Origin of the sequence: Adhaeribacter aerolatus (genome assembly GCF_007991635.1) — a bacterium.
Taxonomy (GTDB): domain Bacteria; phylum Bacteroidota; class Bacteroidia; order Cytophagales; family Hymenobacteraceae; genus Adhaeribacter; species Adhaeribacter aerolatus.
In genome coordinates, this window is sequence record NZ_BJYS01000001.1 from 338,407 (window position 1) to 362,746 (window position 24,340).

At 45.8% G+C, this 24,340-nt stretch carries 19 protein-coding genes; 11 read left to right on the top strand and 8 right to left on the bottom strand.

Going from position 1 to position 24,340, the window contains the following annotated elements; all coding sequences use genetic code 11:
* Positions 1-48: 48 nt before the first annotated feature.
* From AAE02nite_RS01405 to AAE02nite_RS01440, 8 genes are all read right to left on the bottom strand, one after another.
* Positions 49-867 carry a formylglycine-generating enzyme family protein gene (locus AAE02nite_RS01405; RefSeq protein ID WP_246150719.1) on the bottom strand — a complete coding sequence of 273 codons (819 nt, stop codon included), beginning with the start codon at positions 865-867 and terminating at the stop codon, positions 49-51.
* Positions 868-1,004: 137 nt separating this feature from the next.
* Entirely contained in the window at positions 1,005-3,323 is a 2,319-nt protein-coding gene (locus tag AAE02nite_RS01410) for a DUF7133 domain-containing protein (RefSeq protein ID WP_246150721.1), read from the bottom strand.
* 51 nt (positions 3,324-3,374) lie between these two features.
* Complete coding sequence (locus tag AAE02nite_RS01415; protein WP_146894640.1) at positions 3,375-4,733, bottom strand: glucoamylase family protein; 1,359 nt, start codon at positions 4,731-4,733, stop codon at positions 3,375-3,377.
* A 44-nt stretch (positions 4,734-4,777) separates the two neighbouring features.
* On the bottom strand, positions 4,778-6,529 hold the full coding sequence (locus AAE02nite_RS01420) for a glucoamylase family protein (RefSeq protein ID WP_246150723.1): 1,752 nt from the start codon (positions 6,527-6,529) through the stop codon (positions 4,778-4,780).
* A gap of 31 nt (positions 6,530-6,560) precedes the next feature.
* On the bottom strand, positions 6,561-7,451 hold the full coding sequence (locus tag AAE02nite_RS01425; RefSeq protein ID WP_146894641.1) for a LamG-like jellyroll fold domain-containing protein: 891 nt from the start codon (positions 7,449-7,451) through the stop codon (positions 6,561-6,563).
* A gap of 33 nt (positions 7,452-7,484) precedes the next feature.
* Positions 7,485-9,032 (bottom strand): RagB/SusD family nutrient uptake outer membrane protein, encoded by a 1,548-nt coding sequence (locus AAE02nite_RS01430; RefSeq protein ID WP_146894642.1) that lies wholly within the window; start codon positions 9,030-9,032, stop codon positions 7,485-7,487.
* Positions 9,033-9,052: 20 nt separating this feature from the next.
* Positions 9,053-12,070 carry a SusC/RagA family TonB-linked outer membrane protein gene (locus tag AAE02nite_RS01435; protein WP_218033421.1) on the bottom strand — a complete coding sequence of 1,006 codons (3,018 nt, stop codon included), beginning with the start codon at positions 12,068-12,070 and terminating at the stop codon, positions 9,053-9,055.
* A 253-nt stretch (positions 12,071-12,323) separates the two neighbouring features.
* Entirely contained in the window at positions 12,324-15,233 is a 2,910-nt protein-coding gene (locus AAE02nite_RS01440; protein ID WP_146894643.1) for a ligand-binding sensor domain-containing protein, read from the bottom strand.
* A gap of 220 nt (positions 15,234-15,453) precedes the next feature.
* Here AAE02nite_RS01440 and AAE02nite_RS01445 point away from each other — a divergent pair, with 220 nt between their 5' ends.
* From AAE02nite_RS01445 to AAE02nite_RS01495, 11 genes are all read left to right on the top strand, one after another.
* Positions 15,454-16,356: a cation diffusion facilitator family transporter gene (locus AAE02nite_RS01445; RefSeq protein ID WP_146894644.1), complete on the top strand. Its 903-nt coding sequence runs from the start codon at positions 15,454-15,456 to the stop codon at positions 16,354-16,356.
* A 205-nt stretch (positions 16,357-16,561) separates the two neighbouring features.
* On the top strand, positions 16,562-16,942 hold the full coding sequence (locus AAE02nite_RS01450) for an NADH-quinone oxidoreductase subunit A (RefSeq protein ID WP_146894645.1): 381 nt from the start codon (positions 16,562-16,564) through the stop codon (positions 16,940-16,942).
* 94 nt (positions 16,943-17,036) lie between these two features.
* Entirely contained in the window at positions 17,037-17,579 is a 543-nt protein-coding gene (locus AAE02nite_RS01455; protein WP_146894646.1) for an NADH-quinone oxidoreductase subunit B, read from the top strand.
* Positions 17,580-17,582: 3 nt separating this feature from the next.
* On the top strand, positions 17,583-18,095 hold the full coding sequence (locus AAE02nite_RS01460) for an NADH-quinone oxidoreductase subunit C (RefSeq protein ID WP_146894647.1): 513 nt from the start codon (positions 17,583-17,585) through the stop codon (positions 18,093-18,095).
* Positions 18,096-18,258: 163 nt separating this feature from the next.
* On the top strand, positions 18,259-19,515 hold the full coding sequence (locus AAE02nite_RS01465; protein WP_146894648.1) for an NADH-quinone oxidoreductase subunit D: 1,257 nt from the start codon (positions 18,259-18,261) through the stop codon (positions 19,513-19,515).
* 63 nt (positions 19,516-19,578) lie between these two features.
* Positions 19,579-20,088: an NADH-quinone oxidoreductase subunit NuoE family protein gene (locus AAE02nite_RS01470; protein WP_146894649.1), complete on the top strand. Its 510-nt coding sequence runs from the start codon at positions 19,579-19,581 to the stop codon at positions 20,086-20,088.
* 111 nt (positions 20,089-20,199) lie between these two features.
* Entirely contained in the window at positions 20,200-21,546 is a 1,347-nt protein-coding gene (gene nuoF / locus AAE02nite_RS01475; protein ID WP_146894650.1) for an NADH-quinone oxidoreductase subunit NuoF, read from the top strand.
* A gap of 162 nt (positions 21,547-21,708) precedes the next feature.
* Entirely contained in the window at positions 21,709-22,701 is a 993-nt protein-coding gene (locus AAE02nite_RS01480; RefSeq protein WP_146894651.1) for an NADH-quinone oxidoreductase subunit G, read from the top strand.
* A 6-nt stretch (positions 22,702-22,707) separates the two neighbouring features.
* Positions 22,708-23,793 (top strand): NADH-quinone oxidoreductase subunit NuoH, encoded by a 1,086-nt coding sequence (gene nuoH / locus AAE02nite_RS01485; protein ID WP_146894652.1) that lies wholly within the window; start codon positions 22,708-22,710, stop codon positions 23,791-23,793.
* A 49-nt stretch (positions 23,794-23,842) separates the two neighbouring features.
* The gene (locus tag AAE02nite_RS01490; RefSeq protein WP_146894653.1) at positions 23,843-24,076 is read left to right on the top strand and encodes a DUF4160 domain-containing protein; all 234 of its coding nucleotides are present in this window, start codon (positions 23,843-23,845) and stop codon (positions 24,074-24,076) included.
* Positions 24,060-24,305 (top strand): DUF2442 domain-containing protein, encoded by a 246-nt coding sequence (locus AAE02nite_RS01495; protein WP_146894654.1) that lies wholly within the window; start codon positions 24,060-24,062, stop codon positions 24,303-24,305. The genes AAE02nite_RS01490 and AAE02nite_RS01495 overlap by 17 nt, the downstream gene beginning before the upstream one ends.
* Positions 24,306-24,340 lie beyond the last annotated feature (35 nt).

Here is a 24,340-nt window from a genome sequence, read left to right on the forward strand (position 1 = left end):
TCTTTATTACCACCAACTAACTACTAATAACTAATTACTAACCGCTACTTACTTCACCTCCATTACCAACCGGAAACCAATATCATAGCCGTTACCGGGGCCGACAGCGTGGGTCATGTAGGTTGCGTTTTTTACATCGCCGGTAAAGGAGGCACCTTTTAGCACGTGCTCTTTGCCCAAGCGCGGTGGTTTTGGGTCGGGGAATATTTTTTCGTTGTAGTAATCCTGAACCCATTCCCACACGTTGCCCAGCATGTCGTAAAGACCCCAGGCGTTGGGTTGCTTTTGCCCGATAGCGCTGGTGGTAGTGCCGCCTAGTACGGCCACCTTCTGAATATCAGACCAGGGAATATCGCCTTCGGCACCGGCACGAGCTGCGTATTCCCATTCAAATTCGGTGGGCAAACGATAGCGGTGTATTTTATCCAGTTTGTTCAGCTTCTTGATAAACTTTTGAGTATCCTGCCAGGTAATATTTTCTACCGGGTGTTTACTAGCGCCGCCTGCCATTTTACTGCCCTTAAAAAAAGAAGGATTAGTGCCCATTACTTTTCCCCATTGTTCCTGAGTCACTTCAAACTTACCAATGTAATAAGCTTTATCTAAGGTTACGTTAAAACCCGGCAGAGCGTCTTGTTTGGCCATTTCATCCGCTTTTGCATAAGCTGAGGCAGGCAAAGTTCTTCGACCGGGCGGATTGGATTTGGGCCGGCTAACGGCGGGTTGAAATTTACCTACTATCATGTTGCCCGGCTGAATCAGGACAAACTCCATGCCAACGGAATTAGTAAAAGTTGGCGCCTGCGCCAGCAGCGTCGTACCTGTGAGTACCCAAAATAAGAGCAGTGCTAATATTTTTTTATGCATGATTTAAAATCAATCCAAAGCTAATTATCTCTATTACCAGATTTACAGGATAATACATATATATAAATCAACCACCCCTACCCCTCCTAATCTTAGGAGGGGAGCTTTCGGCTTATGGTTAAAGCTGATTATTCGGTCTACTTTTCTTCTACAAAGTTGCGTTTGGTATTGCGGTAGCCTTTGTGTACTTCCAGTTTCTGCATGGTTTCGCCGCCGGGGGTAAGTTGTTTAATGCTTGCCCGTACTTTCTTCACCTCTTCCGGGGTAATAACCGAAGCATTATTGCCGAGTTCACTGCTGTTCCGCACATAACTCAATACCGAAGCAATCCATTCGTCGCTTTGGCCGGCCATAGATGGCATTACATCCGGATAGGTTTTCCCGTCGATGGGGCCTTTTAAGCCGTGCAGCATTATTTCGATGGGCACAATTTTATCGGTATCACTCATGCGGGGCGATTTATACAAGGGCGGCGCCATCATGGGGGCACCGGCAATAATACGGCCTTTACCATCGGAGCCGTGGCAGTTGGAGCAAAGCTGCTTAAAAATAACGGATCCTTTCTGCACCAATTCTCTTTCTTCCGGACTAATATTTTTAACTCTTTCGCGCTCGGCAGCCAGCATTTTTAAGGTTTGCTCATGCGATTTGTAAGACATCTGCATCAGTTCGTTATTGGGGTTAGCCGCTAATAAACTGGTTAGCAAAGCCTGGGTAGCCGGCGTTTTATGCGTCCGCAACGATAAACTCAGTTGCACCCGCACATCCGGACTGGAATCGTTCTCCAGGGCTTTCAGTTTTTCGAGTACCTCCGCATCGTTTTGTTTCAGATACATTTCGCTGATCCAAACGGCGGTTTTTCTTATTTGTGGTTCTGCATCGGCCAAAGCCTGGAACAACAAAGGCTTATCCAGGGCGTTCAATCCTTCCAACGTCCAGAGGGCATGAATGCGGGCCAAGTGGCTGGGTTTCTTCTTCAGCGGTCCTTTTTCGCCGCGGGCTATTTGCTTTAAAGCCGGCACTACTGATTGGTCGTTGCGCACCACCAGCAAGAGTTGGGCATTGTCGCGCCACCAGCCGTTGGGGTGATCTAAATAAGTAAGCAGTTTGGCCGCCGGTTCATTCAGCATATTGGGCCGGGTTTTATCGGGTTTAATATCTTCGTGTACCACGCGGTAAATGCGTCCCATGCCCCGGTTTTTGTACAGTTCTTTTTCTTCGATTATTTTGCCCAGGTAGGTACCCGGTCCGCTCCATTCGCTTTCCTGAATAATGCCGTGATACATATCTACAATGTAAAAAGTACCATCCGGGCCGGTGTAGGTATTCATGGGCCGGAAATTAAAGTCAGCGGAGGCCAGCCAATCTTTTTTCTCGTAAACGTCTTTTAGAATTATTTTCCCGTTTTCGTTCGTAACCCGGCCGCGCTTAATAATACGGCCTACCGGCTCCGGAATAAAATAATCGCCCTGCATATCAGCGGGCAGGCGGTCGCCCCGGAAAATAGACTGGCCAGCGCCCGAGGTGAAACGGTTGAGGGTATTATCTTCGGGGCGCAGGGCACTAGGACCACCCTGGGCATCGAGGTTGCCAATAATGGGCCAGGGCACCATAAACTCAGGCGCGAATTGGTCTTTAAAATTTAAAGCACCGTAAGCCGGCATCTGCTGAATTTGCACAGCCGGCAAACCCGGACCAGCTTCCGAGAAAAACAAACGACCGTAATTATCGGCGGTAATTCCCCATTGGCCGGTCATGTTATCAATCATGGTATCGGCCACCATTACGCCATTCTGGTATTTGTACCGAAATTTATCGCGGGTCGGGTAAATCCAGTTATCGAGGTTCCACATCATGCCGCCATTCTGGTGTTCTACGTTGCGCAGGTCTATGGCATCATTCTTAAAAACGATTTTCTTCTGGTCGGCTTTGCCGTCGCCGTTCGTATCCCGGTAACTCCAGATATGCTGAATATTGGTAATTGTTACCAGTAATTCATCGCCAATGGGCAAAACGGTGCGGGGCAATAACAGGCTGTCGATGAATATGGAAGATTTATCCATTTTACCGTCGCCGTCGGTATCTTCCAGTAGTTTAATGCGGCTGGTGGGTTCAAATTGACCGGTAGCTTTAGAATCTTTCATGTAGGTGTTCATCTCCACTACGTACAGGCGGCCATTGGCATCCCAGGCCATACCTACTGGTTCCTGTACCATCGGTTCGGCGGCTACCAGTTCTACCCGGTAACCGGGCGGCAGTTGTATTTTCCGCATACTTTCTTCCGGCGAAAGCGGGATTGACGGCGGATTTTTATCTACCACTACGCGTTCGAAAGGCGGCTCGACTGTATTTTTTTGGGGAACGTTGCAGAAACCGGTCAGCAAGGCAAAAGAGATAATACCAACTACAACTCCGCCTCTTCTTATTTTTGCTTTTTTATTAGATTTACTATTCACAGTACTTTAATTTATTTCATTTAAGTGTTTTTCAGGCTTGAGTACTTACCTTTATTTCAGGTGCGGACTTTGGAAGCCCAATTTTTTCAGGCCAGTTTGAATTTCGGGTGCGCTCATAAATAAATTCCAGAGCAAACCGCTACGGTGGTTTTCCATCATAACCACAATTGGACCCTGGTCGATGGCGAGGTATTTTTGGGGGTACCAGTTATCGGTTTGGCTAAAGGCATCATAAAAGCCATACGGCCCCCAAACTTTGTCATTCAGGTTATTATACCAATATTTCATGGCCCGGATAGATTGCTCCGGGGTATAGGGCATCGACGACAAAGCCGCCGTTGGGGAAATTACGCCCAGGTCCCGCTCTTCATCGGGGCCATGAGCCGAGTATCCCTTTACCGAATAGCTGGCGGTAAGTCCCCAGTTATTCGGGCCGTAGCCTGTATATTTCTTAGGGTTTTGGGCACACCAGGTATAATTAATAAGGCTCTGATTTTTATTTTCCTCCCAGTAGTCGGCGTACTTATCTTTTAGGCCCCGGGGGTCTAAGCCCAGATAAGAATAATGGGCCCAGAAAAGCGGCCCGCCATTTTTTTGGGTGCCCTGATGCTTTAGTTGCAACTTATAGCCAAAACCCTCGGAGGGCGAAACAATTTTACCATTCTCGGCCCAGCCCTGGTGGTAAACTTCGGCCGGTACCCCGTGGGTAGGAGAAGAAGCCGCCAGCACGTACATAATCAGGCATTCGTTGTAGCCCCGCACCGCAAAATTCATGTCCCAACCGTAATTCGGACTCCAGTGCCAGTACAACACATTTTCGTTATCTTTTCGGTACCAGTTAAAATCAATGTCTTTCCATAGCTGGTCGGCGCGGGCGGCTAACTGTTTTTCTTCGGCATTGCCGTCTTTAAAATATTGCCGCACACATAATAAGCCCTGGGCCATAAAAGAAGTTTCTACCAAATCACCGCCATCGTCTTTCTTACTAAAGGGCTTTACTTTGCCGGTTTCGCCGTTCCACCAATGCGGCCAAGCCCCATGAAAACGATCGGCTTTTTCGAGGAAAGAAATAATTTTCTGCAGCCGGGCTCTACCTTGCTCCCGGGAAATAAATTTCCGTTCCATGCCTACTAAAATGGCCATTACCCCAAAACCTCCACCGCCGGAAGTAATAATGTGTTTGTCGTTTTGGGGATAATCACCATCTACGTGGTAGCGCTCGCGGGCTAAGCCGGAATTGGGCTCGGCCCCGTCCCAGAAATAATTAAAAGTTTGCTTTTGCACCAGCGTCAGCAATTCATCATCGCTTAACTTTTTAGTACTGCCGGCAGTGGAAGTCTCGCCCGGCTTTTGGCAGCTCCAGAAACTTCCGGTTAAAAAGATTACAACTAGTAAAATATATTTCTTCATGCTGTTTTAGATTTTTAAATTTAAAATTACCCGGTTGCTGCATTTTAAATGGTTGGGCCCGAGAATCCCAGCTTCCGCAATCCACTTTTTACTTCGGGGGCACTCATAAATAAATCCCACAACAAGCCGCTCCGGTGATTCTCGATCATGACAATAATGGGACCCTGATCGATGGCCAGGTAGGAATCGGCAAACCATTTTTCCTGTAAAGAGAAGGCATCTACAAACCCATATTCTTTCCAGATTTTATCGCCCAGCTTATAATAAAAGAAGTGCAGCGCCTGCATCGACTCTTTTGGGGTGTAAGGAAACGAAGAAAGAGCCGCCGTAGACGCAATATAGCTCCGGTCGTTAGTGGGTGAGCTGGCCGTATAACCGTTCTGGATATCGCTAGCCGTTAAGCCCCAGCAATTTTCGCCGTACCCGTAATATTTTTCAGGATTGGCTTTGCAGTAATTATAATTTATTAAAGTGTGGTTTCGGGTTTGCGCTTCGTAATTAGCGTAGGCATCGGTTAAGCCGGTCGGGTTAAGGCCTAAGAAAGAATAATGAGCAAAAAATAAAGGTCCACCCAACTCCGGCCCCAGCGGCAACGTTACGCTGTAATAAGTTTTGCCATTCCGCAATCCCCCGTTACCGGCCCAGCCGTTATCGTAAACACTTTTGGGTATAGTATGTGTGGGCGAGGCTGCCGCCAGTACATAGGTAACTAAACATTCATTCCACCCCCGGATAGGCAAATTTAAATCCCAGGCAAAGTTAGGGCTCCAGTGCCAGTACAGGGTATTGCTGTTATCTTTCCGAAACCAATCCCATTCTACTCCCTGATAAATATTGGTAATATTATTTCTTAAGGCTGTTTCGGAGGCATTACCGGCATTAAAATATTGCCGGGCCGTTAAAAGCCCTTGCATTAAAAATGAAGTTTCTACTAAGTCGGCGCCGTTGTCTTTGGCGCCAAAAGGTATTACGGCCCCGGTATTGCCATCGAGCCAGTGCGGGTAAGCTCCGTGAAAACGTTGGGCTTTATTTTTAAGAAAATCAACGATTAGCTGCATTCTAGCCAGTCCTTCGGCGCGGGTAATAAAGCCCCGGTGTACCCCGACAATTAAAGCCATGATACCAAACCCGGACCCGCCGGTAGTAACCGTGTTGCCCGAGGTATTTCTTTCCCGCGCCAGGCCGCTAACCGGATGCCCAAAATCGTAGAAATATTTAAAAGTCTGGCGCTGCACCAAGGTCAGGAGTTCTTCGTCGGTTAAGCGGGGGAATTTGTCGGTATTATCCAGACCAGTGCTTAACGTTATGGTTAAGGGGTTGATGAGCCGGCCACCACTAACCGTTTTTAAATTATTATCTACCGCCAGGCTAAAATCCGAGAAAGAAGCTAAGTCTTGCTGCGGGGTAACTACTACGGTTTTATCGTCATTCTGTAAAGTAAAAGATAGCGGTAAAGAGGAACCGGCCGCATTTTTTAGAGTTATGCCTGTTGCCAGGGTGGAATTGTTGATGGCTTCGGTAAAACTAAATTTAATAGCTGGCCTAATGTTTAAGCCGCCGTATTTTAAAGTACCATTATAAACATCATTAACGGTAAAAGAAAGCGAGGTATCAGCCGGAATATTTTCTTTCTCTTTTTTACAGCCCACTACCCCTAGTAAACAGCTTAAACATAACAAGTACCAAGTAAAACCGCACAGTTTTGCCAGCCAGTTTTTACTTTTAGTATGATCAATATCTATCATAAGCTGCGGGGTAGCTAAACTTAATAATGCGGCTACCAGTAATTCGGGCATAAGGCCCAACATTTAGTAGCCGCATTTGTCCTTATTTTTTAGCTTTTCCTAAATTGTACAGGCTGCGGATATGGGCATCCGGTAAATTAATATTGTATACCCGTATTTCGTCTATCCGGCCAGTCATCGGGGCAAAGTTTGCGTCGGTATTTACACTTTTACCGGGTATGCTGTTATAATTGGCTCCAATAATTACTTCGCTGGGTTCGTATGCTTTAAACAAATTATTGCCTACACCCCGGTTCGGGAAACCGCCTACTTTTACACCATCGGCCCAAATATTAAAAACGCCGGAAGCCCCGTCGTACGTAACCACAATGTGCGTCCATTTATCGGCTCCTATTTTAGGCGATAAATTATTATTCAGGTTATCCTGCGTGCCGCCGCCCACGGTATTAAAAGTAGGTTGGATGCGCAAAATATCGGTATTAGAAGCTGGGTTGGCATTGGTATTTAAAGCCAGGTTTATATTGCCGTTGAACATACCAGGCCGGGCCAACTGAAAAGTCATGGTTCTTTTGGAGCCATTATTCAGAATTTGTACCCAGTGGCTTATGGTAAAACTTTTTAACTTATCAGTTTTAAAGTTTTCGAACTGTTTGGCATAGTACAACCAGCCTCCATTTAAATTCAGGGCCTTACCTCTTACGCCGCCTTCCACAAACGAATCATTAGCCGTAGAAGTAGGCGCTGTATTGCTGATAGTCTCATTCTTGTTGTCGTCGAAAGACCAGTAAGCAATCAGGTTATTCGGGTAAATTTCTTCTGAACTGGTGTAGCCATCAATTTTACCTTCGTAATCCGCCGGACTGACGTCAGCCAGGTTGTTAGGATTGCCATCGTATTCGCAGGACGACAGGATAGTTGCCGCCAGGGCTATACCCAGGCAGCAATTTTTTATATATAAATGGGAGAATTTCATTTTCTTCTATCTTCTATTAATTAAAATATGAGATTAATACCCTGGATTTTGCTTCAGCACGCCTTTACTCAAATCAATTTGCGTTTGCGGAATAGGTAATAAAATATCCCGGTTCTCATTAAAATTGGTTTTACCGGCGGCCCGCAATACCGGACCGGCAATACCCCAGCGAACCAAATCGAAAAAGCGGTCGTGCTCCATGGCCAGTTCAACGCGGCGTTCATGGCGGATAGCCTCGCGTAATTCAGCTTGGTTGGTAGTAGTAATCGGTGGCAGAATGGAGCTGTTGCCGGCTCTGGCTCTGGCCCGCACCATTTCTAATTTTGCCAGGGCTTCGGCGGTATTTCCCAGTTCGTTGGCGGCTTCGGCATACATCAGCAACACATCGGCGTAACGCAGCACCCTTACATTAAACCAATGCCCAAACCGGTTATTCACCGCAGCCCTGCGAGCCGGATTGGTATAAACTTTATGGTTGTAGCGCGGGTTAGGTAAGCCCAGCGGAGTTTTTTCTCCGTAAATGGTTAATCCTTCGGTGGGACTGGTCGTTTTACTCGTATACAAAATGGTTCTGGTTCGGCGCGGGTCGCCGGGCTCGTAGGCAGCTTCCAGGTTTTCGCTGGGGGTGTTCCAGCCCCAGCCCAAATCCCAGGTACCAGTTCCTCTTACGCCTTGAACCTGGGCGTATTGCACGCCATTGGCATCCGGAAAAGCGGGACTGCTGGTTGCCTGTACTTCAAACACCGATTCGCTGCTGTTCTCGCCTTCTTCTCTGAATAACCGGTCGTAAGAAGGATTTAAACTATACTGACCAGAAGTAATAACGGCATTAGCCGCCGCTAGGGCTGGCGCCCATTTCCGCTGAGTTAAATAAACTTTGGCCAGTAAGCCATTAGCAGCTCCCGAAGTAGCCCGGCCCACAAAGGCAGGCGACCAACTCATGGGTAAACTGGCAGCGGCAAACTTTAAATCACTTTCGATTAAGGCATAAACCTGTTCGGGCGAGCTTTGCGGCACATTGGCTTGCGCTGCCGGATCGGCAAATACCTGATCGATGAGCGGCACCTGGCCAAATACCCGCACCAGCATGAAATAAGCATAGGCCCGGATAAATTTTGCTTCAGCTTCGGACTGTACTTTTATTTCAGGAGTAGCCACAATGGCTTCATTATTGGCCACCTGGTCTAAAACAATATTTGCTTTATTCACCAAATTAAAATAGCCTGTCCACATGGCATTGGCAAAGCCATTGTTTACTGCCACCGGAAAGTTATCCATATCAATGGCATTGGCCCCACCATCGGCCGGGGTACTACCCTTGTCAGCATCGTCGCTGCGAATGCTGGTAATGGCAATAAACGATTGACTGTGCACATTAAAATCGCGCAGGCTGGAGTAGGCGCCAAAAATATACTGGTCGTAAGGCCCGGAACCACCCGGATACGGATAATTGTCCTGGGTATACTGGCCTTGCGGGGCGCGGTCTAAAAAATCCTTGTCGCACGACACCAACGTAGAAACAACCGCCAGCAATAATAGGACGATGCTGTTAGGCCGTGGAACTTTATTAAATAATTTCATATATAATTATCTAAGAAATTTTAAAATGATGCATTAATACCAAAAGAATAGATGGCTGGTACCGGGAAGGTTCCGTTATCGGCACCGCTGGCAATAGGGTCGGCCAAAGAAGCCTCCGGCGTATAACCCGAAGTGCGGCTGAAAGTAGCTATATTTTGGCCGCTGATAGACAAACGCAGTTGCTTTATGCCTACTTTATTCATGCGCTCAGACTGGAATGTATAGCCTAATTGCACAGTACGGAAGCGGAAATAATCGCCGGGTTCCAGGAAATAACTGCTGAACAGGTAATTATTCGCGCGGGTATTATCCAGAATAGGCTCAATGTTGCTGGTACCGGGTCCGCTCCAGGCATTTAGGCGGTTGGTTTCGTAATTCAGGGTAGCAAAAGTAGCCGTGCGACGTTGGGTATAGACCTTATTACCGGCTACGCCCTGTATTTCCACGAGCGCATCAAAGCCTTTGTAGCCCGCCGAAAAAGTACTGCCAAAGTTCCAATTCGGAAAAGGTGTGCCTAAGTAACCGCGGTCAGCAGGAGTTATTACGCCATCACCGTTTTTATCAGCGTAAGCAATATCGCCGGGCAGCGAATTAGTAAAACTGGGTTGTTTGTCTAAATCGGCGGTAGACTGGTAAATACCCACCTGCTCGTAGCCATAGAAAAACCCGATAGACTGGCCGGTTCTGGTAACGTTAACCCCGCCATTACCTAATATTTCGAATTCCAGGTTAGGCCCGATAGATTCTACTTTATTTTTGTTGTAGCTAAAATTAGGCGAGATGCTGTAGGTAAAATCATCACCTATCTGGTCATTCCAGCCCATCGACACCTCAATACCCCGGTTACTGATATTACCCAGGTTGGTGCGATAGGTATAATTACCGGCGGTACCCGGCAAGGTTAAAGAAGTTAGGATATCTTTAGTGGTCCGGTCGTAGAGGGTAACTTCGGCATTAAACCGGTTGTCCAGGGCGCGCAAATCTAAACCCACATCAATCCCGCGGACTACTTCCCAATGCAGATTAGGGTCGGGTACATAAGCCGGCGAAACCGAAGTATTTACATTTTCGCCGAACACCGCTCTATCTGAAGTAACTAAACCAGGTAAATAAAGGTTTGCCGGCAAACCTAAACCACTACCTACGGTACCCCAGGCAGCACGTAGTTTTAAGAAGTCAAAAGGATTTATGTCTTGGAAGAAGCCTTCGTCGCTTACCACCCAGCCTAAACCAACGCTACCAAAATTACCCCACCGGTTGCTCGGCGAAAACTTAGAACTGCCATCGCGGCGGAAAGTAGCATTTACTAAATATTTACCAGCAAAAGAATAATTTATTCTACCTAAAAAAGACATGTAAGATTCTTCGCCGCCGCTGCCGCTGTTATTCAACGGCATCGATGCATCTGCTACATTCAGGTACCAGAAGTTACGATCACGCGGAATATTCAAAGTAGTATCGCGCCGCATGCCCGAAAGAAAGGTACTGCCGTTAAATAAGGTGGTAAACCCTACCAGGGCCGTTACGTTGTGCTTTTCGTTAAAGGTTTTGTTGTACGTTAAGGTATGGTCCTGCTGAAATTTCCGGAACTGTTGCTGCGTTTGGGAAACGCTGGTCCGGACAAGTGCATCGTAGGTGGTATCGGTAGCCGCCGTACCTTCGCCCAGGTTTATAAAACGGTTAGCCAGGGGGCTGTAACTCCGCAAGTTATTAAAGCCCAAATCGGTATATACCGAAGAACGAACCGTGAAATCTTTTAAAAATTTAACTTCGGCAAACAAACTGCCAACTACCCGGTAGCCCTGATCAACCGCATTGCCGGTATTCCGGTTTAAGCTGGCAATAGGGTTCCCTACCTGCGCCCGCTGGAAAGAAGGCATGCTGTAATACAAGTTTTCGCTGGCCTGTACCGGCACAATAGGTGCCGCCCACAAAGCATTGTTCAGGCCTACACCTGGGGCCTGCTGCCGCCAGTGAAAGCCGGTAAGATCGCCGCCTATTTTAATATTTTGATTAATTCGGATCTCCTCATTAATCCGGGCGACAAACTTTTTGTAGTTATTGTATTTTACTACCCCTTCCTGCTCATTATACCCTAAGTTTATCAGGGTAGAGCTTTTTTCGCCGCTGTTTGAAATACTCAAACTGTTGTTGGTAATCAGGGCATCCTGAAAAATTAAATCTTGCCAGTTGGTGTTACCGGTATAACTGGTATAATCAAAAGGTGCGGCTCCCAGGTTGGTTAACTGGGCATCATATAGCCTTCTAAACCCGCCGGCATCTACCACATCAATTTTTCTGTTAACCCGTTGCACGCCAACGGAACTCTGGAAATTAATCCGGGTTTCGCCTTTGGCGGCGCGTCTGGTAGTTACAATAATAACGCCATTCCCCCCCTGCAAGCCAAAGATTGCAATAGAGGAAGGGTCGCGGAGAACTTCCATACTTTCAATATCCGCCGGGTTCAGGTAATCGATGTTGGTCTGAAAAACACCATCTACCACGTAAAGCGGGTTGGTGTTGCTGGTACTGTTTACCCCTCGGATACGTACAGTTGGGCTGGCACCGGCCTGTCCGCTGTTGACAACCGTTAAACCAGCCACTTTACCTTGTAAAGAAGATAAAGGGTTTACATTAGGCTGCTTGGCAATCGACTCTCCTTCTACCGAAGTAATAGAACCGGTAAGGTCTCTTTTACGCTGCACACCATAACCTACTACCACCACCTCTTCCAAGGCTTTTGCATCGGTAGCCAAACCTACATTTATAGTAGTACGATTATTAATAGCTATTTCCTGGTCTACAAAACCCAGGAAAGAAAATACGAGGGTTCCAGTAGCCGGTGCCGATACGGTATAGGTTCCTGAAACATCAGCAACACCACCAGAAGTGGTGCCTTTAACTTGTACAGTTGCACCGGGCAGTGGGTCGCCGGTGGCAGCATCTGTAACTTTGCCTGTTATGGTAATATTTTCCTGCGCAAAAAGCAGGTTTACCGTAAACAAACAAAACAACAACATTAGGGTTCTTTTCATCATAAGATTATCGGGTGGTTAACAAATAATGACCAAATATTTATTATTATACCCCCAAATCCCAAAAAGGGTCCACTACATCACTACATCAAAATTTCTTTAGCTGCACTTTTTATTTTTTCTTTAAACTTTTGCTTTAAACGTTAAATATTTTTTAAATACTTGAGCCTATAATTAGGCATTTTGCACCCGTCGAAGCCATTTGAGAAAGTAATTCTACGGCTATGAGAGGTAATGATGTAGTACTCAAAACCGCTTAAAGCTCCAGTAAAAACTCTACTAAGTTCTTCTCGTGGTCTAAATTCAGTTTCTTACGCAGCCGGTAGCGCCGAATTTCTACGCCCCGTACGGTAATATTAAGTAAGGAAGCGATCTCTTTACTACTCATATTCATGCGCAGGTAAGCACAAAGTTTCAGGTCGTTGGGGGTTAGTTCGGGGTGCCCCAAGCGTAGCTTCTTAAAATAATTTTCGTGGGCTTCGTTAAAACTGTTTTCGAGTAAATTCCAATCCCGCTCATCATTTTTACCTTCGTCGATTACGCGCTGAATTTTACGGAGCTGATCGGCGGCAATCTTTTTGCCGGTTGTATCATTTAATTGAATTATCTCTTCCTGAATATTTTGCAGCAATTCGTTTTTGTAAACAATATTTAAAGCCGAGTTGGCTAATTCGCGGCTCTTACTGGCTAAGTCGGCCTGCAACTGTTCATTTTTCAACTTTACAATTCTTTGTTCATTCAGTATAGCCTCCTGGCGCAGCACTTCTTCTTTTTCTTTTTCCAGTTTCTGCTGAATGCGCTGCTGGTCACGTCGCAGTTTTTGCATATACCAATATTTAATTAAGCAGTAAAAAATTACCAGCAGAATAAAGTAGCCCACCCAAGCCCAGGCGGTAGCATACCAGGGTGGCGTAACTACAAAAGTAAAAACAGTTATGGCTGATTCTGTTTTACCGTTCAGTTGAGCTTTTACCAGAAACCGGTAATTTCCGTAGTCTAAATTGGTAAAATCTTTACTGGTTTCGGTACTCCACTCCGACCATTGCCCGGAATGCCCCTCCAGAAAATAACTGTATTTTACTTTAGCCTGATTGTAGTAAGGCAAGGCATAAGAGATGCGCAGATTATTATGAACAAAGGGAATCTGAACCCGGTTTTTATTATTCTCGGTGATAAGGACTGTCTTGTTTGTTATATTTTCAACCTTCCGAATCAGGACGGTTGGTAAGGCCTGTTTCGGTTTGGTAATGGTCTTTGCATTATAAAAAACAAAGCCATCGTCTACGCTTATTAAATAAATATCCTTATTTATCCGGCTGATGTTTTCATAAAACTGCACCATGCGCCCATTTAAAATATCGAAAGGATTGGTTTTAATATTTAGTTTTCCGGGCTGGGATAAATCTGCCAGTGCCACTTTGCCGTGGTTAATAAACCAATATTTTGTATCATCGGCTTTTATTATCTTGTTTGATGATGCAAAATCACCTAATTTCTGATTTAATTGCGTGTAAGGGTAAAACTGGTCGTTTAGGGCATCGTGCACGTAAAACCCAGCTGCCGAAGAAAACAGCAGTTGCCCATTGAGTTTAAAAATATTGAGATTAAAATTTCCGGGCAGCCCTTGTTGCTGACTATATAGGGTAGTACTTTTCAGTTTTTTTAAGTCTTCGGTGAGGGTAAGCCGGTACAAACCCTGGTAAGCATGGCTCACCCAAATATTCCCTTTTTCGTCCTGCTCTACGTACAGCGAAGGCTCGTTAAACTCCGGTATTTTGTGGCTGAATACCCAGTTACCCGCAGGGTCTTTTTTATAAATGACCAACCCGGTGTAAGTGCCTTGTATTAACAGATTTGGGTTCGCATATAATTTATTAATACCCCAGCCCCCTTTCACATCCGAAATGCGGCTCATTTTATTACCCGTAACCAGGAAAGTACCTTCGTTGTGGCCGCAAAGCAGTTGCCCATCCTGCACCGATAAATGCCACACCTGCCCCTGCGAACCCGGTACCAGGCTAAAATCGAAAGCATGGAAAGAATGATTATGATTGCTAGGCCACTCGCTGTAAAACAAACCCTGATTGGTGCCCAGGTAAATTTTGTTTTCGTGCACCAAACTGGCGTAAACAGTACCAAACTTACCGGTTTGGTCGAAATAAAAATATAACGGCGAATTTACTTCTATCCGGTCAATACCATTATCCAGGGCGGCCCACAAGTTTTGTTCGTTATCGGTGTATAAGCTCAGCACCGTATTATTCTGGAGGCCGCTCGATTTATTCAGGCGCTGCACCAGGCGACCTGCTTCATCCAATATAACCACCCCGTTCAGGATAGTACCAAAGGCAAAATATTTACCCAGCACCAGGGCGCCGTTGTTTAGCTGGTAGGTTTTCAGAAAACCATCGGCCTGGTTCTGCCAAGGTGTAATGTTTTTACCATCGAAGAGAAAAAGCCCGTTCTTGGCCGTACCAATCAGGAACTTACCGTGGGGGAAAGGCAAAACCGAAAGTACGCCGGAATTACCCAGCAGGGTACTGGCAGAAATAAAATGGAGCGAATCACCTTTTAACTCATAAAGTCCTTTTGAAATAACTTCTACAAAAAAGCGGTTGCCGGCTTTAAATAAAAACAGGAACGGCTGACCCGACGTAGAGGCACCGGCCCTTAAAACTTTAATTTTGCCTTTTTCATAAATAAAAATGGAGCCAAACGACTGAAACAGCACCCGCTCGCCGTCCACATATATTTTCCAGATTTCGTCGGTTGGCCGTAAGTGCCGGGGCAGCAGTTTTACAAGGGAGTAGTAAGTAAATTTACCGGCCTGGTTATAAGCCCAGTAACCAAATTCACTAAAACCGCCGGTGTAAATACGCCCATTGTTATCAGTAGCCACGGCTCTTACAATCTGCTGATTAGGCAACTGGTAGAGGTTCCAGTATTTGCCATCAAAAGCCAGCAACCCATCGGAATTACCGAAATACATGATGCCGTTTTTATCTTTTACCGCCGCCCAGTTTTTATTACCGGCCAGATAAGATTGTTTAGTGTAATTTTGCACATAGGGCACCCCAATGTTTTGCATATCAGCCGCCAGTAAAGCCGTCAGGGGTAGTTGGGTAAGAGCAAAAAGGAGAAAAAGGAATTTAATTATATTACTCATTCTAAGCTAATCGTAGTATAAATTTGGCTGTCTCCAACCTAAACTTATAAGTTAGGAGGCAGACAGCAAGCAGATAATAGGTTGGCTAACTTTATTTAACACAACAGGCGATTGCCGGTAAAAGGCACAGGAGGCTGGTTCCCGGATAACAAAAGTAATAGTAACCCGTTAATTTTTAAGTAGCCTTACTTAAACGAATTACCAATGTTTTAATTATATCATGTCGCACGCGCCCCACGATCACGCCCACCACCATCTGCCAACTAACCTAACCAAGGCTTTTTTAATCGGCATTGGGCTTAATCTCATATTTGTAATTATTGAAGCCGGGGCAGGCTTGTGGTTAGAGTCGCTGGCACTATTATCGGATGCGGGACATAACCTGAGCGATGTGATAAGCCTGGTGCTGGCGTTAGTAGCCATTAAAGTTTCGCAAAAAAAACCTAACGACCGTTTCACCTTCGGCTATAGCAAATCTACTACCCTGGTATCTTTATTTAATGCTATTTTGCTAATGGTAGCGGTAGGCGCTATTGGTTGGGAGGCTATTAACCGGTTTGGTCAGGTGCAACCACTTAATGGCAAATGGATTACCCTTGTATCGCTGGTAGGTATCTTAATAAATACCTTAACGGCTTTGCTTTTCTTGAAAGATAAAGACCACGATTTAAATGTAAAAGGCGCTTATTTACACATGGCAGCCGATGCACTGGTATCGCTGGGGGTAGTTATCTCGGGTTTGGTTATCATGTATACCAATTGGTACTGGATAGATTCGGTTGTAAGTTTGCTCATTATCCTGGTTATTATTGCCGGCACCTGGGGGTTGCTTAAAGAATCGCTAAGGCTTTCGCTCGATGGTGTACCGCGGGGGGTAGATTTAGGCGCTATCCGGGAATACTTAATAAATATCGAAGGCGTACAGGAAGTACATGATCTGCACGTTTGGGCCCTGAGCACCACCGACAATTCACTAACGGTACATTTGGTTTTAACTGAAGACCAGCAGGAAAACCTTTTACCCCGTATCCACGACGACCTTTTTCATAAATTTAACATTGCTCATGCCACCATTCAGCTAGAAGAGCCCGGCAATAAAGAACAATGTTTGCATACCCATTAAGGGCACTAACTTTTACCAGTTCAGCAATAACATTAAACAAAAAATATTAAAACTAGTAAGCTATCGTTAAATACATAAGCAATCAACCCTTAATTTAAATAATTTCTAAATTTACTTTAAACCCATTATGCCGGGCGGTATCTTTTGAATATCCCTGAATATTACCTAATTTTGCACCAAATTTTAACGAGAGAGAGCAGATAACATGGAAACGACTGCAGCCACCCATTTACCTTCGGATTATTTACCTATTTTAATACAATTTGCCGCCGCTTTGGGCTTTGTAATATTTGCCATTGTAGTAACCCACCTGATTGGCCCGAAACGCCACAGTAAAGTTAAAGATGCCGCCTGGGAATGCGGCGTTGAATCGGTAGGTAATGCCCGTACGCCGGTATCGTACAAATACTTTATGACAGCTATCCTTTTTGTAATATTTGATGTTGAAGTTATTTTCCTGTATCCGTGGGCGGTTAATTTCCGGGGCCTGGGCATGGAAGGCTTTATTCAGATGATAGTATTTATGACCATGCTGATGCTGGGCTTCTATTATGTAATTAAAAAAGGAATCTTAAAGTGGGAATAACGCTGATTTACTTAAGTCCGGTTCGTAAACTTTTATAGCTCCAGATGTGTTAGATATTTGGATATTTCTAATCTGACACCAAAATAAGACTAACATGAGTAAGATAAATATGGTTGAGGCGCCGGCCGGCGTAGAGGGACAGGGTTTTTTTGCAACTTCTTTAGAAAAGGTAGTAGGTATAGCCCGGAGTAACTCTTTGTGGCCCTTGCCTTTTGCAACCTCCTGCTGCGGCATTGAATATATGGCCACTATGGGTGCGCACTACGATATTGCCCGTTTCGGTTCCGAGCGGCCTAGTTTCTCGCCCCGTCAGGCCGATTTGTTGATGGTTATGGGAACGATTGCGAAGAAAATGGCGCCGATTGTGAAGCAGGTTTACGAGCAGATGGCCGAACCCCGCTGGGTAATTGCCATGGGTGCCTGCGCCAGCAGCGGCGGTATTTTTGATACCTACAGCGTATTGCAAGGCATCGACCGCATTATTCCGGTTGACGTTTACATACCGGGTTGCCCACCGCGCCCCGAGCAGGTACTGGATGGTTTAATGCGCGTACAGGACTTAGCCCGAAACGAATCGCTGCGCCGTCGTAATTCTCCGGAATACCAGGAACTATTAGCGTCTTACAACATCCAATAAATAATGGCCGAACAAGGTTTAACCAATCAGCAAGTTCTAGAAAATATTACAGCCAGATTCGGCGACGCTATTTTTAACGCGCACGAGCCTTATGGTTTACTAACCGTAACCACTACCCGCGACCAGATTATTCTGCTTTTAACGCATTTGTACAACGATGCGGAATTGCAAATGAATTTCCTCACCACCATGTGTGGCATTCATTACCCGGAAAATAAAGGTGAGGAACTAGGCCTTATTTATCATGTTCACAGCCTGGTACATAATACGCGCCTGCGCATCAAAATATTCTTCCCGATTGCAGATCCGGTAGTACCCACGGCAACCAAGTTGTACGCTACTGCTAACTGGATGGAGCGCGAAGCTTTTGATTTTTATGGTATTCAGTTCGAAGGTCACCCCAATCTTATCCGCATTTTAAATGTGGAAGACATGACCTATCACCCCATGCGCAAAGAATATCCGCTGGAAGACGGTACCCGCGAAGACAAAGTAGACGTGTTCTTCGGGCGGTAATTTTTAGTTATTCGTTATTCGTTGGTCGTAATTCGATATACACAAATTAAGACATCAGGAATTAAGCCAACGGATAAATATAAAAAACAACCATGCGTTATTTGTTACGGAGATTGAAATGAAGAAATCGAACAACGAATAACGAACAACGAACAACGCAAACATGGCAGAATATAAAACAGAAGAGAAGGTGAAAACCAATCTGGGATTAGAAAGAATTCCGGATTCGCTGCCTGCTCAATATAACGAAAACGAACGCGAACTTACCACGCTGAACCTGGGGCCAACGCACCCGGCTACGCACGGTATTTTCCAGAATATATTACAAATGGACGGCGAGAAAATTATCTCGGGCGTACCAACCATCGGTTATATTCACCGGGCTTTCGAAAAAATTGCCGAGCGCCGGCCGTTTTACCAGATTACCCCGCTTACCGACCGCATGAACTACTGCTCCTCGCCTATTAATAATATGGGCTGGTGGATGACCGTAGAAAAGTTATTGGGTGTAAAAACCCCGAAGCGGGCTGATTACATGCGTGTAATTGTAATGGAACTAGCCCGGATTACCGATCACCTGATTTGTAATTCCATTCTGGGTGTGGACTCCGGCGCTTTTACCGGCTTCCTGTACGTATTTCAGGAGCGGGAAAAAATCTACGAAATTTACGAAGAAATCAGCGGGGCCCGCTTAACTACCAATATGGGCCGCATCGGCGGCATGGAGCGCGACTTTACGCCGGTTGCCATCCAAAAACTGCGCGACTGGATGGCCGGATTCCCGAAAGTAATGAAGGAGTTCGAATCAATGTTTACCCGCAACCGCATTTTCATGGACCGGATAAAAGATGTTGGTCCGATGACGGCGGAACGCGCGCTGAATTACGGCTTTACTGGCCCTAACCTGCGGGCGGCTGGTGTTGATTACGACGTGCGCGTGATGAACCCGTATTCTTCTTACGAAGACTTTGATTTTGAAATTCCGGTAGGTACCACCGGCGACACTTACGACCGCTTTATGGTGCGTAACGAAGAAATCTGGCAAAGCTTCCGGATTATCCAACAAGCTTTGGAGAACTTACCCGAAGGTCCTTTCCACGCCGATGCACCGGAATATTTCCTGCCACCGAAGCAGGAAGTTTACCGCAGCATGGAGGCTTTGATTTACCATTTCAAGATTGTAATGGGCGAAATTGATGCCCCCGTGGGTGAGGTTTACCATTCAGTAGAAGGTGGTAACGGTGAGTTGGGCTTTTACCTGGTGAGTGATGGTGGCCGTACGCCGTATCGCCTGCACTTCCGCCGGCCTTGTTTTATTTATTACCAGGCTTATCCCGAAATGGTGGTAGGCAGCCAGCTTTCCGATGCTATTCTGATTTTGAGTAGCATGAACGTTATTGCCGGCGAATTAGACGCTTAAAATTAATTTAATCAGCGGACTTCTTTCTAGATAAAGAAGCCTGCTGAAATTGCTTATACATACATGGAGCAAACAACAACTCAAAACGAAGTACAATTTTCTGAAAAGGCAATGGCCGAAATCAGAAGATATATTTCACATTATCCTGCCGACCGAAAAAAATCGGCCATTCTGCCTGTTCTGCATATTGCCCAAGCTGAGTTTGGTGGTTGGGTAAGCCCACAGGTACAGGATAAAGTAGCCGAAATATTAGATATTCAACCAATAGAGGTATACGAAGTAGCTACTTTTTATACCATGTTCAACCTGAAACCGGTAGGCAAGCACGTACTGGAAGTATGCCGCACCGGCCCTTGCATGTTGCGCGGTGCCGACCACCTGATTGAACATTTAGAAAACCGTTTGGGCTGCCACGTAGGCGAAAACAGCTCTGATGGTTTATTTACTTTAAAAACGGTAGAGTGCTTAGCGGCCTGCGGAATGGGACCAATGCTGCAAATTCGGGAGAAATATTACGAGAACCTGGACCCGCAGAAAATGGACCAACTACTCGACGACCTGAGCAAAGAATAATATTGGTATTTGGTAGTAAGTATCAGGTATCAGGATTTATAATAAAGAAATTAGCTAGCTATTACTATTCAAAACTAATTGCTAATAGCTAATTACTAACTGCTAAACCCAATGGGACTAAAAATATTAACTGAACATATAAACGTACCAGGAATTGATACCTTGGAAACCTACCGCAAAATGGGTGGTTACCGCTCCGTGGAGAAAGCCCTGAAAACAATGACACCCGAAGAAGTGGTGGAAGAGGTAAAAAAATCGGGTTTGCGGGGCCGCGGTGGGGCTGGTTTCCCGACCGGTTTAAAGTGGAGTTTCCTGGCCAAACCCGAGGGCAAGCCGCGTTATCTGGTGTGCAACGCCGACGAATCAGAGCCGGGCACTTTCAAAGACCGGGTGCTGATGGAGAAAATCCCGCACGCGCTGATTGAAGGCATGATTACCTCCAGCTATGCGTTGGGTGCGCGTACTTCCTATATTTACATTCGTGGCGAATTAATGTTTGTGCTGCGGATTTTAGAAAAAGCAATTGCTGAATGTTATGCCGCCGGATTATTAGGCGAAAATATTCTGGGTTCTGGTTACTCCCTGGATTTACACGTGCATCCGGGTGGTGGCGCTTACATCTGCGGTGAGGAAACAGCTTTATTAGAATCTTTGGAAGGCAAGCGGGGGAATCCGAGAAATAAACCGCCTTTCCCAGCAGTTTGGGGTCTTTACGGCTGCCCAACTGTGGTAAACAACGTAGAGTCTATTGCTTCGGTGCCCTGGATTGTAAATAATACCGGCGACGAATACGCCAAAATCGGCGTTGGCCGCAGTACCGGTACCAAGCTAATTTCTGCATCTGGCCACATCAACAACCCTGGCGTTTACGAAATTGAACTGGGCTTACCGGTAGAGGAATTCCTGTTCTCCGATGAATATTGCGGCGGTATCTGGAAAGGCCGGAAATTTAAGGCGATTGTAGCCGGTGGTTCTTCGGTGCCTATTTTAACCGGTGAATTATTCCTGAAAACCGCCGAAGGTACGCCCCGGGTAATGACTTACGAATCTTTATCGGAAGGTGGCTTTGTGAGCGGCACCATGCTGGGTTCCGGAGGTTTTATTGTAATGGATGATACCACGTGTATTGTGCGCAATACCTGGAATTTCTCCCGCTTCTATCACCACGAATCGTGTGGCCAGTGTAGCCCTTGCCGCGAAGGAACCGGCTGGATGGAGAAAATATTGCATCGATTAGAGCACGGCCACGGCAACATGCACGACATCGATTTATTGGTAAACGTGTCGAAGCAGATTGAGGGAAATACCATTTGTCCGTTGGGTGATGCGGCAGCTTGGCCGGTAGCCAGTGCGGTACGTCATTTTAGGGATGAATTTGAGTGGCACGTGAAACACCCGGAAAAAGCAACTGCCCCGGGCGCTGTATACAGTGGTGCCGAAGATTTGGCGTTTGCGTAAGCACTACGCGCGATACTCGATTGTTCGAAGTTAGATTATTCGATAAAAAATCGAAGTACCGAATATCGAGCAATCGAATATCTTTTAAATATTTTAAATACTGATGTTTAGTAGTTGTGAAAAATCGAACAACGAACAACGATTAACGAACAACGAAATTAAATGGCTAAAATAACTTTTGACGGCATTGAGGTTGAGGTACCAGACGGAACTACCATCCTGAATGCCGCGCGTAAAATTGGCGGCAAAGTGGTGCCGCCGGCCATGTGTTACTATACGCCTTTAAAAGGCAGCGGCGGGAAATGCCGGGTTTGCCTCGTAAAAGTAACCCAAGGCTCGGCAAAAGATCCGCGCCCCATGCCTAAACTGGTTGCTTCTTGCGTAACGCCGGTACAGGACGGCATGGTGGTAGAAAACACTTTGTCGCCGCAGGTACTGGAAGCCCGTAAAGGCGTAGTGGAAATGCTGTTAATCAACCACCCGCTGGATTGCCCGGTTTGTGACCAGGCGGGTGAGTGTGATTTGCAAAACCTTTCCTATGAGCACGGCACCTCCGGCACCCGTTACGAAGAAGAGCGTCGTACTTTCGACCGCCAGGATATTGGTCCGCTGATTCAGTTGCACATGAACCGTTGTATTCTGTGCTACCGGTGCGTGTATACCGCCGATCAGATTACCGACAAACGGGTACACGGTGTATTAGGCCGCGGCGATGCCGCGGAAATTGGTACTTACATCGAAAATGTAATTGATAACGACTTCTCCGGTAATGTAATAGATGTGTGCCCGGTAGGCGCTTTAACTGATAAAACATTCCGGTTTAAAAACCGGGTATGGTTTACCAAACCCGTTGATGCGCACCGCGATTGTCCGAAATGTTCGGGTAAAGTAGTATTGTGGAACCGGGGCAGCGATGTACTGCGCGTAACGGCCCGCAAAAACGAGTACGGCGAGGTGGTAGAATTTATCTGTAACGAGTGCCGGTTCGAGAAAAAAGAAATGTCCGACTGGACGATTGAAGGTCCCCGCCATATTGCCCGGGCATCTGTTATTTCGGCGAACCATTATGAATTACCTGTGGTAAATCCGCAAATCATTGCCGACCTACCCGAAAGTACCACCAAAGAATTACACCTTATTCCAAGACCTATTTAAACCCTGATGGAAATACCCGTAATTGCCATACAAGCGCTTATTATCCTCGCCATTTTTGGTATAACCTTACTAATTGCCACGTACTGCACCTGGGCCGAGCGCCGGATTGCCGGTTTTCTGCAGGATCGCCCAGGCCCGAACCGGGTGGGCCCCTGGGGTTTAGGCCAGCCGTTAGCCGATGCCGTGAAGTTGTTTTTTAAAGAAGAATTTATTCCAGCCAATGCGAATAAGTGGTTATTTATTGCCGGCCCGTCGCTGGCTATGTTAACTGCCCTTATGAGCAGCGCCGTGGTTCCTTTTGGCAACACCTTAGTACTCGAAGATATCGGACCCATCCGGTTACAAGGTATCGAGGTGAACATCGGGATGCTCTATATTTTTGGCGTGGTTTCGCTGGGCGTTTACGGCATCATGATTGGTGGATGGGCTTCGAATAATAAATTCTCTTTATTAGGTGCTATCCGGGCGGCTTCCCAAAATATTAGCTACGAAATTGCCTTGGGCTTGTCTTTAATAGCGGTTTTGATGATGAGCGGCACCTTGTCTTTGCGGGAAATAGCCTTGCAGCAAGCCGAGCCTTTATTTGGTATTTCGGGCATGAACTGGAATATATTTTACCAGCCTTTGGGCTTTATAATATTTTTAACCTGTGCTTTTGCTGAAACGAACCGGACACCATTTGACTTACCGGAATCGGAAGCGGAGCTGGTAGGTGGTTACCACACCGAATATGGTTCTATGAAACTGGGTTTATACCTTTTTGCGGAATACGTAAATATTATTGTGGTATCGGCTGTAATGAGCACACTCTATTTTGGCGGTTTTAATTTTCCTTTCCAGAACGAAATTGGTGCATTACTTTCTAATGACCCGCGCATTGCGCATAATATCATAACCATTTTAGGAACTGTGGTGTTCTTCCTGAAAATATTCGCTTTTATCTTTTTCTTTATGTGGGTGCGCTGGACTTTACCACGTTTCCGCTACGACCAGTTGCTGAATTTAGGTTGGAAAGGTTTAATTCCGCTGGCTATTATTAATATTGTTTTAACCGGCGGCTTTATTTTGTTATCGGAACACTTTGGTTGGTAATCCTCCGAAATAATTGGGAATAACCATTTCGGCTTAAAAGAAAAACCAGATGCCGACAGTATTAAGATTACTTGGATTTAGATTTTTCTTTTATAGCAATGAGGGTACTGAACCAGCCCATATTCATGTTGAAAAAGGGGATTGTGAAGCTAAATTTTGGTTAGAGCCTGTTGAGTTGGTGTATTCAAATGGATTTTCGGCTAAAGAGATAAATCAACTAAGGGAATTAACGTTAGAACATCAACAACTATTTAATAAGGCTTGGCATGAATACTTTGGTTGATAAAATAGCGGATGCAACTGCGGTTGATGTTTGGTTCGATGAAACTAAGCTGTATGTTAGGTTAATAGATGGCCGGGAATTGGCCGTACCACTCGACTGGTTTCCTAAATTAAGAGACTCCTCAGAAGAGGAGAAAAAAGATTGGCGGTTTATTGGCCGGGGAAAAGGCATTCATTGGAAAGCGATTGATGAAGATTTATCTGTAGCCGGGTTATTACGCACCAAATAGTATACTTAAATAAATTTTGGGTTTTGGAATTTAAT